The organism is Streptomyces venezuelae (assembly GCF_008642335.1).
GTDB classification, from domain to species: Bacteria; Actinomycetota; Actinomycetes; order Streptomycetales; family Streptomycetaceae; genus Streptomyces; species Streptomyces venezuelae_F.
In genome coordinates, this window is the sequence record NZ_CP029191.1 from 5,059,472 (window position 1) to 5,073,147 (window position 13,676).

A 13,676-nucleotide genomic window follows, 5' to 3' on the forward strand; every position below is an offset into this window, starting at 1 on the left:
AACTGCGCGACCAGCCAGGACGCGCCCGCAGACGCGAACCGGCCTTACCGCGAAGGCCTAGTAGGCGGAGCCCGACGCGCCCAGCGACCCCGTCGGGTGCCAGACCGTCTTGGTCTCCAGGCAGGCCGTCAGGCGGTGCGTGCCCGGGTCGGCCGACCAGTCCACAGGCTGTGGACGGAACACACGCTTGAGGTTGTCCGCGGCCGCGATCTCCAGATCGCGGGCAAGCTCCGCCTCCGCCCCCGTCAGGTCGATCGCGTTGACGTCCTGGTGGGCGGCGAGCGGCGCCGCGATCTCGGCGGTCTTCCCGGTGAGAATGTTGACCACACCACCGGGAACGTCCGACGTCGCGAGGACCTCGCCGAGCGACAGCGCCGGCAGCGGCGACTTCTCGGAGGCGATCACCACGGCCGTGCTGCCCGTCGCGATCACCGGGGCGATCACCGAGACGAGGCCGAGGAACGACGACTCCTGGGGCGCGACGACCGCGACCACACCCGTCGGCTCCGGCGTCGACAGGTTGAAGAACGGGCCTGCGACCGGGTTCGCCCCGCCCACGACCTGGGCGATCTTGTCGGTCCAGCCCGCGTACCAGACCCAGCGGTCGATCGCCGCGTCCACCTGGACGGCGGCCTTCGACTTGGAGATGCCCTCCGCGTCCGCCACCTCCCGCACGAACTGGTCCTTGCGGCCCTCCAGCATCTCCGCGACGCGGTAGAGGACCTGGCCCCTGTTGTACGCGGTCGCGCCCGACCAGCCGCCGAAGGCCTTGCGCGCGGCGACGACCGCGTCACGGGCGTCCTTGCGGGAGGAAAGGGGCGCGTTCGCCAGCCACTTGCCCTTTGAGTCGGTCACCTCGTACACCCGGCCGCTCTCGCTGCGGGGGAACTTGCCCCCGACGTACAGCTTGTAGGTCTTGAAAACCGTGAGTCGGTCAGACATCGAGGTACGCCTCCAGCCCGTGCCGGCCGCCCTCGCGGCCGAAGCCCGACTCCTTGTAGCCGCCGAACGGCGACGTCGGGTCGAACTTGTTGAAAGTGTTGGCCCAGACGACGCCCGCCCGGAGCTTGTTCGCGACAGCGAGGATGCGCGAGCCCTTCTCCGTCCAGATGCCGGCGGAGAGCCCGTACTGCGTGTTGTTGGCCTTGGCGACCGCCTCGTCCGGGGTACGGAAGGTCAGGACGGAGAGCACCGGGCCGAAGATCTCGTCGCGGGCGACGGTGTGTGCCTGCGTGACGTTGGTGAACAGCGTCGGCGCGAACCAGTAGCCGGAGGTGGGCAGTTCGCACGGGGCGGACCAGCGCTCGGCGCCCTCCGCCTCGCCGGTCTCGGCGAGCGCGGTGATGCGGGCCAGCTGCTCGGCGGAGTTGATGGCGCCGATGTCGGTGTTCTTGTCCAGCGGGTCGCCGAGGCGCAGCGTGGACAGGCGGCGCTTGAGCGCGTCGAGCACCTCGTCCTGGACCGACTCCTGTACGAGGAGCCGCGAGCCCGCGCAGCAGACCTGGCCCTGGTTGAAGAAGATGCCGGTGACGATGCCCTCGACGGCCTGGTCGATGGGCGCGTCGTCGAAGACGATGTTGGCGCCCTTGCCGCCCAGTTCGAGCGTGACCTTCTTGTCGGTGCCGGCGACCTGGCGCGCGATGGCCTTGCCGACGGCGGTCGAGCCGGTGAAGGCGACCTTGTTCACGTCCGGGTGGGCGGTCAGGGCCGCGCCCGCGTCGCCGTACCCGGGGAGGATGTTGACGACGCCCTTGGGCAGGCCCGCCTGGCGGCAGATGTCCGCGAAGAACAGGGCGCTCAGCGGAGTCGTCTCGGCGGGCTTCAGGACGACCGTGTTGCCGGTCGCGAGCGCCGGGGCGATCTTCCAGGCCAGCATCAGGAGCGGGAAGTTCCAGGGGATGACCTGGCCCGCGACACCGAGCGGGGCCGGGTTCGGGCCGTACCCCGCGTGGTCCAGCTTGTCGGCCCAGCCCGCGTAGTAGAAGAAGTGCGCGGCGACCAGGGGAAGGTCGGCGTCGCGCGTCTCCTTGATGGGCTTTCCGTTGTCCAGCGTCTCCAGGACGGCCAGCTCGCGGCTGCGCTCCTGGATGATCCGGGCGATGCGGAAGAGGTACTTGGCGCGCTCGGCGCCCGGCAGCGCCGACCACTTCTCGAAGGCCTTGCGGGCGGCCTTCACCGCGCGGTCGACGTCCTCGGCGGAGGCCTGCGCGACCTCGGAGAGGACCTCCTCGGTGGACGGGGAGACCGTCTTGAAGACCTTGCCGTCGGCGGCCTCGGTGAACTCGCCGTCGATGAACAGGCCGTAGCTCGGCGCGATGTCGACGACGGAGCGCGACTCGGGCGCCGGAGCGTACTCGAAGGGGGAAGTCATGGTGATCAGTCCACCGTCACGTAGTCGGGGCCGGAGTAGCGGCCGGTGGCCAGCTTCTGACGCTGCATGAGCAGGTCGTTGAGGAGCGAAGAGGCACCGAAGCGGAACCAGTGGTTGTCCAGCCAGTCGGGACCGGCCGTCTCGTTCACCAGCACGAGGAACTTCACCGCGTCCTTGGTGGAGCGGATGCCGCCCGCGGGCTTCACACCGATCTGCACGCCGGTCTGCGCACGGAAGTCGCGGACGGCCTCCAGCATGAGCAGGGTGTTGGCCGGGGTGGCGTTGACGCCGACCTTGCCGGTCGAGGTCTTGATGAAGTCGGCGCCCGCGATCATGCCGATCCAGCTGGCGCGCTTGATGTTGTCGTACGTCGAGAGCTCACCGGTCTCGAAGATGACCTTCAGGCGGGCGGTGCCGCAGGCCTCCTTCACGGCGCGGATCTGCTCGAACACCGTCATGTAGTCACCCGCCAGGAACGCGCCCCGGTCGATGACCATGTCGATCTCGTCGGCGCCCGCCGCGACGGCCTCGCGCACGTCGCCGAGCTTCACCTCGATCGCCGCGCGGCCCGCGGGGAAGGCGGTCGCGACGGACGCGACCTTCACGCCGCTGGCCCCGACGGCCTCCTTGGCGGTGGCGACCATGTCCGGATAGACGCAGACGGCCGCGGTGCGGGGGGTCTTCCGGTCGGTCGGGTCCGGGTTCACGGCCTTCGCGCCGAGCGCCCGGACCTTGCCCGGGGTGTCGGCGCCCTCGAGCGTCGTCAGGTCGATCATCGAAATGGCCAGGTCGATGGCGTACGCCTTCGCCGTGGTCTTGATCGAACGGGTACCGAGCGAGGCGGCACGCGCCTCCAGGCCGACCGCGTCGACGCCGGGCAGCCCGTGAAGGAAGCGGCGGAGCGTGCTGTCGGACGCTGTCACGTCAGCGAATGCAGTGGGCATGGTCACGAGGGGAGCATATCTACGCGCGTAGCTGCTGTACAGGGGGAGGGCCAGGGGCGCCCGGCCGGGCTTCAGGCAGAATCAGGGTATGAGCGACCCTCGAGACCCCGTGGCGGAGCCCGTCTACAAGGACCGCACCTACCGGTCCCCGGCCGGCATCGCCGGTGGCGTCCTGCTGCTCGCCCTGGGCGCCTGGCTCGGCATCGACGCGGTCATCCGCGGCGAGGGCCGCACCCCGTGGCTCGCGCTCGCCGGACTGCTCCTCGCGGTGCCGCTGGTCGTCGCGTTCACCGTACGGCCCGTCGTGTACGCCAACGACGACCGCCTGCGGATCCGCAACCCCTTCCGGACCATCACGCTGCCGTGGGCGTCCGTCGCGACGCTCCGCTCCGGCTACTCCAACGAGGTCCTCACCAACGCCGGCACCAAGTTCCAGCTCTGGGCGATCCCCGTCTCGCTGCGCGGCCGCAAGAGGGCGGCGCGCAGGCAGTCGCAGGCCGTCGCGGCGGGCGACCCGACGAACGGCCGCTCCTTCCACGACCCCACCACGCCGTCCACCCGCTCGGCGGGCGACCAGTCCATGGACGACCTCCGCGACCTCGCCGAACGGCGCGCCGCCGAGGAGTCCGCGCAGGGCGAGCCGGTGGTGCGCTGGGCGTACGAGATCCTGGCGCCGTCCGTGGCGGGGGCGGTGCTGCTCGTGGTGCTGCTCGCGGTGACCTGAGGGCCGGCCGAGCCGAGCTCTGCCGGGCGCCCGCGCCGACTCCGGTCACGGCGGGCCGTGCCAGCCCAGGAGCATGTGGCCGCCGCACACCGCCGACGTGAGCGCCGCCGCGATCAGCACCGTCACGCGTACGTGCGCCCTCGCGCGTGCCAGCGCCACGGCGACCGGCAGCAGCAGCGGGAAGCCGGGCAGCAGGAAGCGCGCCCGGGGGAAGTAGACGCCGCTGCTGCCGAGCACGATCACGAGCAGCAGACCGCTGAAGAGCAGCAGGGGCAGCGGCTGCCGGTCGCCCACCGACAGTACGAACAGCACGACCGCCCCCAGCAGGACGACCGTCACCATCGCCACGAACAGCGCGGGCCGCTCGGTGACGAACAGGTCCCGCATCCGCCGATACGTCGCGACGCCGCCGTCCCACTCGTTGCGCCACAGCTTCTGTACGGCGAAGTACCCGTCCCAGCGGCCGAGGCGCAGGCCCACCCAGCCGACGTACGCGAGCCAGCCGAGGGGAGCGACGAGGGCGCCGAGGAGTGGGCGAAGGGGACGGCGGGAGCCGGCCGCGGCGGGTGGCCGGCGCAGGGTGAGCAGGGCGGTCAGGGACACCGCCGCGGCCACCGCCACGCCCGTGGGACGCGTCAGGCCCGCCAGCGCGGCCAGAGAGCCCGCCCACAGCCAGCGATCGCTCAGCACCGCGTACAGCGACCACGCGCACAGCGCGGTGAACAGGGACTCCGTATAGCCCATCCACTGCACGAGCGCCACGGGCAGGCTGCCCCAGAGCACGGCGAGGACGACACCGGTCCCGCGGCCGTACAGCCGGTCGCCCACCGCGAAGATCCCCCACGCGGCGAGCAGCGAGGCGGCCACCGACACGGAGAGGCCCGCCGCACCCCGCGGCAGCCACGGCACGAGGGCGTCGCCCGCCCTGATGAGCAGCGGGTAGAGCGGGAAGAAGGCGAGGTTGTTGCCGTCGATGCGGGTGCCGAGCTCGTCGGCGTAACCGCTCTGGGCGATCCTCAGGTACCAGTCGCAGTCCCACGACTCCATCAGCAGATGCCGTACGCCGCGGTGGTCGCGGTGGGCCCACATGGTGAACACCAGCAGGCCGAGCGCGCGGACCGCCGTGTACGCGGCGAGGGCGGGCCAGGCGTGGCGGAGGGCGGCGGTGGTGCGGGTCCGCAGGCGCGGGGGCGTGGGCGTGGTGCCGTGCGGTGTCCTGGACGCGGGTGCGGGGACGCGGGTGGGGGCGGCGGTCGAGGGCTCGGAGAATCCGTACGGCACTGCGGCGGCTCCCGGAACGTGAAAGTGCGCTACCGGTCGTCCCTTCCTGGGAAGACCGGCAGCGCACCGGGGTACTGCGGCAGTCGCTTCGTGGAACCACTCGGACGGGTGGTGCGGGGTGGTGCGGGCGGTGAGGGTGGTTCAGGTGGTGCGGGTGGCTGGGGTGGGGCGCGTCAGATGCCTGCTGCCGCGGAGAGGTCGCGCTTGATCGACGCGAGCAGGTCCGTCGCGCGCGTGCGGGCCTCGGGCAGCGCGGCCCTGTCCGTCACCGGAACGACCACTTCGAGGTAGCACTTGAGCTTCGGCTCGGTGCCGCTCGGGCGGACGATGACGCGGGCGCCGTCCAGCGTGTAGCGCAGGCCGTCGGTGGGCGGCAGCGTCTCCGTGCCGCGCGTCAGGTCCTCCGCCTTCGACACGGGCAGGCCCGCGAGCTCCGTCGGCGGCTGCTCGCGCAGGCGGCGCATCGCGTCCGCGATCAGGGACAGGTCCTCGACGCGGACCGACAGCTGGTCAGTGGCGTGCAGACCGTGCTCCAGGGCGAGGTCGTCGAGCAGGTCGAGGAACGTGCGGCCTTCCTCCTTGAGCTCGGACGCGAGTTCCGCGAGCAGCAGCGCCGCGGTGATGCCGTCCTTGTCGCGTACGCCCTCGGGGTCGACGCAGTAGCCGAGCGCCTCCTCGTAGCCGTAACGGAGGCCGTCGACGCGGGCGATCCACTTGAAGCCGGTGAGGGTCTCCTCGTAGGGGAGGCCCGCCTTCTCGGCGATCCGGCCGAGGAGGGAGGAGGACACGATCGACTCGGCGAAGGTGCCGTGCGCTCCGCGCTTCACGAGGTGGGCGGCGAGGAGGGCGCCCACCTCGTCGCCGCGGAGCATCCGCCAGTCGGTGTCCTCGGGACCGGTCTTCACCGCCGCCGCGCAGCGGTCCGCGTCCGGGTCGTTGGCGATGATCAGGTCGGGGGCGGGGGAGGTGCGGGCCGCCGTCGCGAAGGCGAGGTCCATCGCACCCGGCTCCTCCGGATTCGGGAACGCGACCGTCGGGAAGTCCGGGTCCGGCTCGGCCTGCTCGGCGACGAGGGTCGGCGCGGGGAAGCCCGCGCGGGCGAACGCGGCGAGGAGGGTGTCCTTGCCGACGCCGTGCATGGCCGTGTAGACGGCGCGGGCGGTGCGGGGGGAGCCGGGGGACAGGACGGCGTCCGTACGGGCCAGGTAGGCCTCCAGGACGGCTTCGTCGAGGGTTTCCCAGCCGGCGTCGGGGCGCGGTACGTCGTCGAGGCTCGCGATGGCGTCGATCTCCGCGGCGATCTCCGCGTCGGCGGGCGGGACGATCTGGGAGCCGTCGCCGAGGTAGACCTTGTAGCCGTTGTCCCGCGGGGGGTTGTGGCTGGCCGTGACCTCTACGCCTGCTGCGGCGCCGAGGTGCCTTATGGCGAAGGCGAGGACGGGGGTGGGGAGGGGGCGGGGCAGGACGGCTGCGCGGAGGCCGGCGCCCGTCATCACCGCGGCGGTGTCGCGGGCGAAGTCCGCGGACTTGTGGCGGGCGTCGTAGCCGATGACCACGAGGCCGTCGGCCTGGCCCTTGGCCTTCAGGTACGCGGCGAGGCCGGCGGCGGCGCGGATGACCACGGAGCGGTTCATGCGCATGGGGCCTGCGCCGAGTTCGCCGCGGAGGCCGGCGGTGCCGAACTGGAGGGTGCCGGCGAAGCGGGTCCTCAGTTCGGTGATGTCTTCGGCGTCGATGAGCTTGCCGAGCTCTTCGCGGGTCTCCGGGTCCGGGTCCTCGGCGAGCCAGGACTTGGCCTGCGCGATGAGCTCTGCGGTGGCGGGGGTGTCGTCCTGCACGGGGTCTTCAGCCTCTCCTGTACGCGGTGTCTGGCGGGGCGCCTTGGGCGGTCGGCGCCTGTTCTTCGTCGGTCGGTGCGGGGGCGAGTGCGGGCCTGTGGGGGGCGCCTCTTGCTCGTCTGTGGGTGCGGGGCCGCGGGGGTATGTACGTACTCGCTATCCCTGCGCCACGCCCGATATTCCTCGCCGGCCGGGTGTGCTCGGTGCTCCGTGCGCACATACCCCCACGTCCCCTCGCGAGCGCTTGCGCCTGCGGCCCGGTGGGGGTGCTCCTACTCGCGCTGGACGGTGCGGGGCAAACGGGCGGGTGGGTGGGGGGCATCATCCGCCGCGAAGCGGCGGTTTTGTGGCCCCTACCCGGCAGGACGGTGCGGGGTGAACGGGCGGGTGGGAGTGATCCGCCGCGAAGCGGCGGGGCGGTCCGGGCCGCGGGCGGGAGGCGGGATGACACCCCACCCACCCCCGCCGTGCGGGGACGCGCGGGGTGACCACCCCACCCGTTCGCGGAGCGTCAGACGCGGACGAGGACCTGGCTCAGGAGCTCGCCCATGCGCGTCGCGCTGTCGCGGCCCGCCTGGAGGACCTCCTCGTGGTTGAGGGGCTCGCCCGTCATGCCCGCGGCGAGGTTCGTGACCAGGGAGATGCCGAGGACCTCCGCACCCGCCTCACGCGCCGCGATCGCCTCGAGGACCGTGGACATGCCGACCAGGTCCGCACCGATCGTGCGGGCCATGCGGATCTCCGCCGGAGTCTCGTAGTGCGGGCCGGGGAACTGCGCGTAGACGCCCTCTTCGAGGGTCGGGTCGATCTCCTTGCAGAGGGCGCGCAGACGCGGGGAGTACAGGTCCGTCAGGTCGACGAAGTTCGCGCCGACGATCGGGGACGTCGCCGTGAGGTTGAGGTGGTCGCTGATGAGGACCGGCTGGCCGGGGCGCATGCCCTCGCGCAGGCCGCCGCAGCCGTTGGTGAGCACGATCGTCTTGCAGCCCGCGGCGACGGCCGTACGGACGCCGTGCGAGACGGCGGCCACGCCACGGCCCTCGTAGTAGTGGGTGCGGCCCAGGAAGACCAGCACACGCTTGTCGCCGATCTTGAAGGAGCGGATGCGGCCACCGTGGCCCTCGACCGCCGGCGGCGGGAAGCCGGGCAGCTCGGTGACGGCCAAGTCCGCCTCGGGCTCGCCCAGCGCGTCGACGGCCGGCGCCCAGCCGGAGCCCATCACGAGGGCGACGTCGTGGGTCTCGGCGCCCGTGAGCTCGCGGAGGCGCGCGGCGGCGGCGTCGGCGGCGGCGTACGGGTCGCCCTGGATGTCGTCCGGAATAACTGAAGCGTTCACGCGGACGAGAGTAGCCGCTCATGGCCTACGCGCGTAGATGACGATGCCCACGGGATTGCGATCGTTGTCTTGTCGATTCCGACGAGAAGGGGCGGACGGAGAGCCCCGCGGGCTAGCAAGGGCGTTTGCGGAGTTCCATCACATAGTCGTGCGGGGCGCCCGCCGATTCCGCCGCGTCCGCCAGTTCGCCCAGGTAGCGGGCCGACGGGAGGCCTCCCTCGTAACCGTTGAGGACGTACACCCAAGCGGGTTCCTCGCCCTCCAGCGTGTCCACGCGGACCCGCATGCGCCGGTAGATGTCGAGGCCGACGCCTTCCCAGCGGTCCATGGAGTCCTCGTCCATGGGGGCGATGTCGTAGAGCGTGACGAAGACCTGGGAGCGCGGCGCCTCGACGAGCGTGGCGAGCGCGCCCTCCCAGCCCATGTGTTCCCCGCCGAACGTGAGCCGCCAGCCGGTCAGCCACCCGGTCGCGCGCAGCGGTGAGTGCGGTGCGCGGCGTGACATGAGCCGCGGATCCAGATTGCCGGCGTACGCGGCGTAGAGCGACATGTGGTCGAGGGTACGGCAGCAATCAAGTGCGCCCCTCCTGGAACAGGAGGACCGCCCGGACGGGGGGTCCTTCCACGGACGGAGGCCCCCGGGGAGAGAGCACCTTGAAGCGTGCGGGACAATGGAGTACGTGACTCGGATCGTGATCATTGGCGGCGGACCCGGCGGATACGAGGCGGCTCTTGTGGCCGCCCAGCTCGGCGCGGAGGTGACCGTCGTCGACTGCGACGGTCTGGGCGGGGCGTCGGTGCTCACCGACTGCGTGCCGTCCAAGACTCTGATCGCCACGGCCGAGGTGATGACCACCTTCGACTCCTCGTACGAGGAGCTGGGGATCATCGTCGCGGACGACACTCCGCACATCGACACCCCCGCGCGCGTGGTGGGCGTCGACCTGGGCAAGGTCAACCGCCGTGTGAAGCGGCTCGCGCTCGCCCAGTCCCACGACATCACCGCGTCGGTGACGCGGGCCGGCGCGCGCGTGCTGCGCGGCCGGGGCCGTCTGGAGGGGCAGCAGGACGTCGACGGGTCGCGGAAGGTCGTGGTGCGCGCCGCGGACGGGAGCGAGGAGACGCTCGTCGCCGATGCCGTGCTGATCGCCACCGGCGGGCATCCGCGCGAGGTGCCGGACGCGCAGCCCGACGGCGAGCGCATCCTGAACTGGACGCAGGTGTACGACCTCGACGAGCTGCCCGAGGAGCTCATCGTCGTCGGTTCGGGTGTGACCGGTGCCGAGTTCGCCGGTGCCTATCAGGCGCTCGGGTCGAACGTGACCTTGGTGTCGAGTCGTGACCGGGTGCTTCCCGGTGAGGACCCGGACGCCGCCGCCGTGCTCGAGGACGTCTTCCGCCGCCGCGGCATGAACGTCATGTCCCGCTCCCGCGCCGCTTCCGCCAAGCGCGTCGGGGACCGGGTCGAGGTCACGCTCGACGACGGGCGCGTCATCTCCGGCTCGCACTGCCTGATGGCCGTCGGTGCCATCCCGAACAGCAGTGGCATGGGCCTGGAGGAGGCCGGGGTCAAGCTGAAGGACTCCGGGCACATCTGGACCGACAAGGTGTCGCGGACGTCCGCCCCCGGCGTGTACGCGGCCGGTGACGTGACCGGGATCTTCGCGCTGGCCTCCGTCGCCGCCATGCAGGGGCGCATCGCGATGTACCACTTCCTCGGTGACGCCGTGCAGCCGCTGAACCTGAAGGCCGTCTCCGCGAACGTCTTCACCGACCCCGAGATCGCGACCGTCGGCTACAGCCAGGCCGACGTCGACGCCGGAAAGATCGACGCCCGCGTGGTGAAGCTGCCGCTGCTGCGCAATCCGCGCGCGAAGATGCAGGGCATCCGCGACGGTTTCGTCAAGATCTTCTGCCGTCCCGGCACGGGCATCGTGGTCGGCGGTGTGGTCGTCGCACCGCGCGCTTCGGAACTGATCCACCCCATCTCGATCGCGGTCGACAACAATCTGACGGTCGAGCAGATCGCGAATGCGTTCACCGTGTACCCGTCGCTTTCGGGGTCGATCGCGGAGGTGGCGCGTCAGCTGCACACGCGGAAGACGGCGGGCGAGGGCTGATCCTGTCGGCGGCCTGAAACAACTCTTTGCAGGTCACGCACTGTTGCCGCCCATTCGTGCGGCATAGGCGGGGAGAGTAAGCACCTATACCACTTCCCACCCTGCGGTGCGAACAACTTCTGTAATTCGGCGCAAACTGCTGAAAGTAGACGGTCGTTGGGGTTACTGTCAGTTTCGTGTTCGCTGCAGAACGTCGCCAATTGATCCTCGAAATGGTGCGGGCCAACGGGGCGGTATCGCTCCGTGAGCTCGCCCGCGTCGTCCAGACCTCCGAAGTGACCGTACGGCGGGACGTGCGCGCGCTGGAGGCAGAAGGACTCCTCGACCGCCGACATGGCGGTGCGGTATTGCCGGGCGGATTCACGCGGGAGTCCGGCTTTCCGCAGAAATCACATCTCGCGACCGCCGAGAAGACGGCCATCGCCGATCTCGCGGCGGGTCTCGTCGAAGAAGGCGAAGCCATCGTCGTCGGGGCGGGTACGACCACGCAGGAGCTGGCCCGCCGGCTCGCGCGGGTACCCGGCCTGACCGTCGTCACCAACTCCCTCCTGGTGGCACAGGCGCTGGCACACGCCAACAGGGTGGAAGTCGTCATGACCGGCGGCACCCTGCGCGGCTCGAACTACGCACTCGTGGGCAGCGGGGCCGAGCAGTCCCTCCAGGGGCTGCGGGTGTCACGGGCCTTCCTGTCGGGCAGTGGGCTGACCGCCGAGCGCGGCCTCTCCACGTCCAACATGCTCTCCGCGAGCGTGGACCGCGCGCTGGTCCAGGCGGCGGCCGAGGTCGTGGTCCTCGCGGACCACACCAAGCTCGGCACCGACACGATGTTCCAGACGGTGCCGACGGACGTCATCACCCGCCTGGTCACGGACGAACCGCCGGGGCACGACGACCGTGCCGCGACGGAACTGCAGGCCCTGGCCGACCAGGGCGTGCAGATCACGGTGGCCGGCGGTGCCGCGGGCCCTGAGGTCGCGCCCGGTGCAGACTCCGTCCCCGCGGGGCGCCAGCCGCGCCGGGACGTGCCCCTGCCGGGTCAGCGTCGCAATCACGGGGCGGGCCCGGGCCAGCAGTTGCGCAGTGCGCTCCTCGGGGAACAGCCCCCAGGGGAGCGGGCGGCGCGGGTCGCGGACCTGCGCCGCCGCTGATTCCGGCGGCGTCCCGGGCGGGCGCCGGTGTCGCACCGGTGTCCGCCCGTCCACCGTCAGTGCCCGTCGGCCTTCACCCTCCGTCGGCCTTCAGCCCTCGCAGGGTCAGCGTGAGCAGGCGGTCGGCCAGCTCCGGATCGTCCGGAGTCTCCTCGGCCGCCAGGGAGATCGCGTTGGTCAGCTGGAGCAGATCGCCGATCGAGACGTCGGGCCGCACCGTCCCCGCCTCCTGCGCGCGCAGCAGCAGGGCCGCGCCCGCCTCGCGCATGGGCATGCTGCACCGCGCGAGCGCCGAAGTGTCGTCGTGCGACGCCGACATGAGCGCGCTCGAAAGACCGCGATACTCACCCGCATGAGTGATGATGGCGCGCAGCCACGCCACCAGCGCGGAGCACGGCTGCGGGTCGTCGAGCAGCGCGTGCGAACGCGCGAGCAGGTCGCACACCGCGTCCTTCCAGACCGCGCTCATCAGCGCGTGCCGGTTGGGGAAGTGCCGGTAGAGCGTGCCGATGCCGACGCCCGCGCGGCGCGCCACGTCCTCCAGGGACGCGCCCGTGCCGTGCTCGGCGAAGGCGGAGCGCGCCTCGGCGAGCAGCCGGTCGTAGTTGCGGCGGGCGTCGGCCCGCATGGTGCGCGCCGACTGTGCCGCCTGCTGCGGCGCTCTCGCCTGCTGGCCCGTGCCGGTCGTCATCCCCGCACCCTTCGTGAACGTACGCGTCCCCCAAGGATGCCACTGCCCGTGGTCAGGGATCCTGGCGGGCGAAGAAGGCGTCCAGCTCCGCTCGGGCCCTGCGCTCGCGGCGGTGCGGCGGCAGGGAGCCGCCGCTCACGTTCCTGGTCAGCCACAGGACCAGCGGATACGTGACACACGTGCCGAGGACGAGGCCGCTCAGCACACCGGTGACCAGGTCACTCATGATCATCAACTCACCTTCGTACGAAACTTCTTGAGACCGCCCCCGGAGGGTGCCGCCGGGGGCGGGTCGCGGAAGCCGTCCCGCGCGGTCGCGATCATCGTGGCGCCGTTGTCCGGGATGACCGCGCCGTAGCCGAGCAGCCGCCAGCGGGCGTCCACGGCGTCGCTGTCGTAGTACGGCACCGGGCCGCCCTCCGACGGCACGAGGAGCGGCTCCGGCCCCTTGGCGCAGCCGTGGCAGGCGGCGACCTCCTCGGTGCCCTCGGGGGCGCCCGGGTGCGCCACGCGCGCGTGGCCGCGGTCGTGCAGCGGGTTGAAGTAGCAGGGCGGGTCGGGCCGCAGCGGCCGCTCCGTCACCAGGGCCTCCAGCGCGCGCATCCCGATCCGGCTGAACTCGACCGCCGCGACGAGCTCGCCGAGTGCGTGGGCCGCGTCGTAGGCCGGGTCGGGGCTCCGCGGGCCTTCGGCGACCGGGGCGATCACCGAGTTGCTCGCCTGGATCGACGCGGTGACGGCGAACGACGCGAGCTCCGCGCGCAGGTGCGGCGCGAGCGTGCAGGTGTGGCGGAGCGTGTCGCCGAGCGCGGACGCGTCGCTGAGCAGCCCGGCCTGCCGTTCGGCGTACGGCCGCAGCGCCTCCGGGTCGCCTTCCGGGTCCGGCGGCGGGGCCGCCCAGTCGGGCGCGGGCAGGGGCAGCGCGAAGGTGTAGGGGCGGCGTCTGCCCAGCGGCAGCTGGGTGAAGCGGCGCAGGAGGGCGACGGACAGGGCCGTGGACAGGCCGAGGACGAGCCCGGCCTCGTAGCGCTGCCCGGCGTCCGCGGCGCCCGCGAACCATCCGGTCGTACCGATGACGGCTGCCGCTGCGAGCAGCCCGATGACGTCCCCCGTGCGTTTCACTGAAGTCCCCCCGTGGCCTTCGGCTCTACGCGGGGGAGGACGCGGGGCGGGGCGGGGGCGGTTGCGCTTGTTCCGGCCGGAGTGCGAGTTCCCCGCGCCCC

The 13,676-nt window shown here is 71.9% G+C and carries 13 protein-coding genes; 3 read left to right on the forward strand and 10 right to left on the reverse strand.

The features are described from left to right. Positions 1-57: 57 nt before the first annotated feature. Genes DEJ49_RS23080 through deoC form a run of 3 tightly spaced genes read right to left on the reverse strand, consistent with a single transcriptional unit; the run spans position 58 to position 3,315 of the window. The gene (locus DEJ49_RS23080; protein ID WP_150185894.1) at positions 58-942 is read right to left on the reverse strand and encodes an aldehyde dehydrogenase family protein; all 885 of its coding nucleotides are present in this window, start codon (positions 940-942) and stop codon (positions 58-60) included. Beyond that, positions 935-2,371 (reverse strand): aldehyde dehydrogenase family protein, encoded by a 1,437-nt coding sequence (locus DEJ49_RS23085; RefSeq protein ID WP_150185895.1) that lies wholly within the window; start codon positions 2,369-2,371, stop codon positions 935-937. The genes DEJ49_RS23080 and DEJ49_RS23085 overlap by 8 nt, the downstream gene beginning before the upstream one ends. 5 nt (positions 2,372-2,376) lie before the next feature. Beyond that, a complete protein-coding gene (gene deoC / locus DEJ49_RS23090) occupies positions 2,377-3,315 on the reverse strand; it encodes a deoxyribose-phosphate aldolase (protein WP_150188410.1) in 939 nt (312 codons plus the stop codon). Positions 3,316-3,403: 88 nt separating this feature from the next. Between deoC and DEJ49_RS23095 the strand changes: the two genes are divergently transcribed. After that, positions 3,404-4,039, forward strand: coding sequence for a PH domain-containing protein (locus DEJ49_RS23095; protein WP_150185896.1), 636 nt, complete (start codon positions 3,404-3,406; stop codon positions 4,037-4,039). Positions 4,040-4,084: 45 nt separating this feature from the next. On the opposite strand, the gene DEJ49_RS23100 is transcribed toward DEJ49_RS23095, so the two are convergent. The 4 genes from DEJ49_RS23100 to DEJ49_RS23115 form a co-directional block, all read right to left on the reverse strand. Further along, positions 4,085-5,320 carry a hypothetical protein gene (locus DEJ49_RS23100; protein ID WP_411757188.1) on the reverse strand — a complete coding sequence of 412 codons (1,236 nt, stop codon included), beginning with the start codon at positions 5,318-5,320 and terminating at the stop codon, positions 4,085-4,087. Between the two features lie 173 nt (positions 5,321-5,493). Then, positions 5,494-7,158, reverse strand: coding sequence for a phospho-sugar mutase (locus DEJ49_RS23105; RefSeq protein WP_150185897.1), 1,665 nt, complete (start codon positions 7,156-7,158; stop codon positions 5,494-5,496). A gap of 511 nt (positions 7,159-7,669) precedes the next feature. Next, positions 7,670-8,494 (reverse strand): purine-nucleoside phosphorylase, encoded by an 825-nt coding sequence (locus tag DEJ49_RS23110; RefSeq protein ID WP_150185898.1) that lies wholly within the window; start codon positions 8,492-8,494, stop codon positions 7,670-7,672. A 112-nt stretch (positions 8,495-8,606) separates the two neighbouring features. Beyond that, on the reverse strand, positions 8,607-9,044 hold the full coding sequence (locus DEJ49_RS23115; protein ID WP_055568517.1) for a gamma-glutamylcyclotransferase: 438 nt from the start codon (positions 9,042-9,044) through the stop codon (positions 8,607-8,609). A 121-nt stretch (positions 9,045-9,165) separates the two neighbouring features. On the opposite strand from DEJ49_RS23115, the gene DEJ49_RS23120 reads away from it, so the two are divergent. After that, the gene (locus tag DEJ49_RS23120; RefSeq protein WP_150185899.1) at positions 9,166-10,614 is read left to right on the forward strand and encodes an NAD(P)H-quinone dehydrogenase; all 1,449 of its coding nucleotides are present in this window, start codon (positions 9,166-9,168) and stop codon (positions 10,612-10,614) included. 176 nt (positions 10,615-10,790) lie between these two features. Further along, positions 10,791-11,762: a DeoR/GlpR family DNA-binding transcription regulator gene (locus DEJ49_RS23125; protein ID WP_150185900.1), complete on the forward strand. Its 972-nt coding sequence runs from the start codon at positions 10,791-10,793 to the stop codon at positions 11,760-11,762. A 73-nt stretch (positions 11,763-11,835) separates the two neighbouring features. Here DEJ49_RS23125 and DEJ49_RS23130 read toward each other — a convergent pair whose 3' ends face one another. From DEJ49_RS23130 to DEJ49_RS23135, 3 genes are read right to left on the reverse strand one after another with little or no spacing between them, the layout of a single operon-like run. Then, complete coding sequence (locus DEJ49_RS23130; RefSeq protein ID WP_409239154.1) at positions 11,836-12,453, reverse strand: TetR/AcrR family transcriptional regulator; 618 nt, start codon at positions 12,451-12,453, stop codon at positions 11,836-11,838. 52 nt (positions 12,454-12,505) lie between these two features. Next, positions 12,506-12,679: a hypothetical protein gene (locus DEJ49_RS36020; RefSeq protein WP_190329418.1), complete on the reverse strand. Its 174-nt coding sequence runs from the start codon at positions 12,677-12,679 to the stop codon at positions 12,506-12,508. Positions 12,680-12,684: 5 nt separating this feature from the next. After that, the gene (locus tag DEJ49_RS23135; protein WP_150185901.1) at positions 12,685-13,575 is read right to left on the reverse strand and encodes a hypothetical protein; all 891 of its coding nucleotides are present in this window, start codon (positions 13,573-13,575) and stop codon (positions 12,685-12,687) included. Between the last annotated feature and the right edge of the window lie 101 nt (positions 13,576-13,676).

What these genes read in the sequence shown, in the direction of transcription:
- DEJ49_RS23080 (WP_150185894.1), bottom strand. Translation starts at nt 942, where the DNA reads ATGTCTGACCGACTCACGGTTTTCAAGACCTACAAGCTGTACGTCGGG.
- DEJ49_RS23085 (WP_150185895.1), bottom strand. Translation starts at nt 2,371, where the DNA reads ATGACTTCCCCCTTCGAGTACGCTCCGGCGCCCGAGTCGCGCTCCGTC.
- deoC (WP_150188410.1), bottom strand. Translation starts at nt 3,315, where the DNA reads ATGCCCACTGCATTCGCTGACGTGACAGCGTCCGACAGCACGCTCCGC.
- DEJ49_RS23095 (WP_150185896.1), top strand. Translation starts at nt 3,404, where the DNA reads ATGAGCGACCCTCGAGACCCCGTGGCGGAGCCCGTCTACAAGGACCGC.
- DEJ49_RS23115 (WP_055568517.1), bottom strand. Translation starts at nt 9,044, where the DNA reads ATGTCGCTCTACGCCGCGTACGCCGGCAATCTGGATCCGCGGCTCATG.
- DEJ49_RS23120 (WP_150185899.1), top strand. Translation starts at nt 9,166, where the DNA reads ATGGAGTACGTGACTCGGATCGTGATCATTGGCGGCGGACCCGGCGGA.
- DEJ49_RS23130 (WP_409239154.1), bottom strand. Translation starts at nt 12,453, where the DNA reads ATGACGACCGGCACGGGCCAGCAGGCGAGAGCGCCGCAGCAGGCGGCA.
- DEJ49_RS36020 (WP_190329418.1), bottom strand. Translation starts at nt 12,679, where the DNA reads ATGAGTGACCTGGTCACCGGTGTGCTGAGCGGCCTCGTCCTCGGCACG.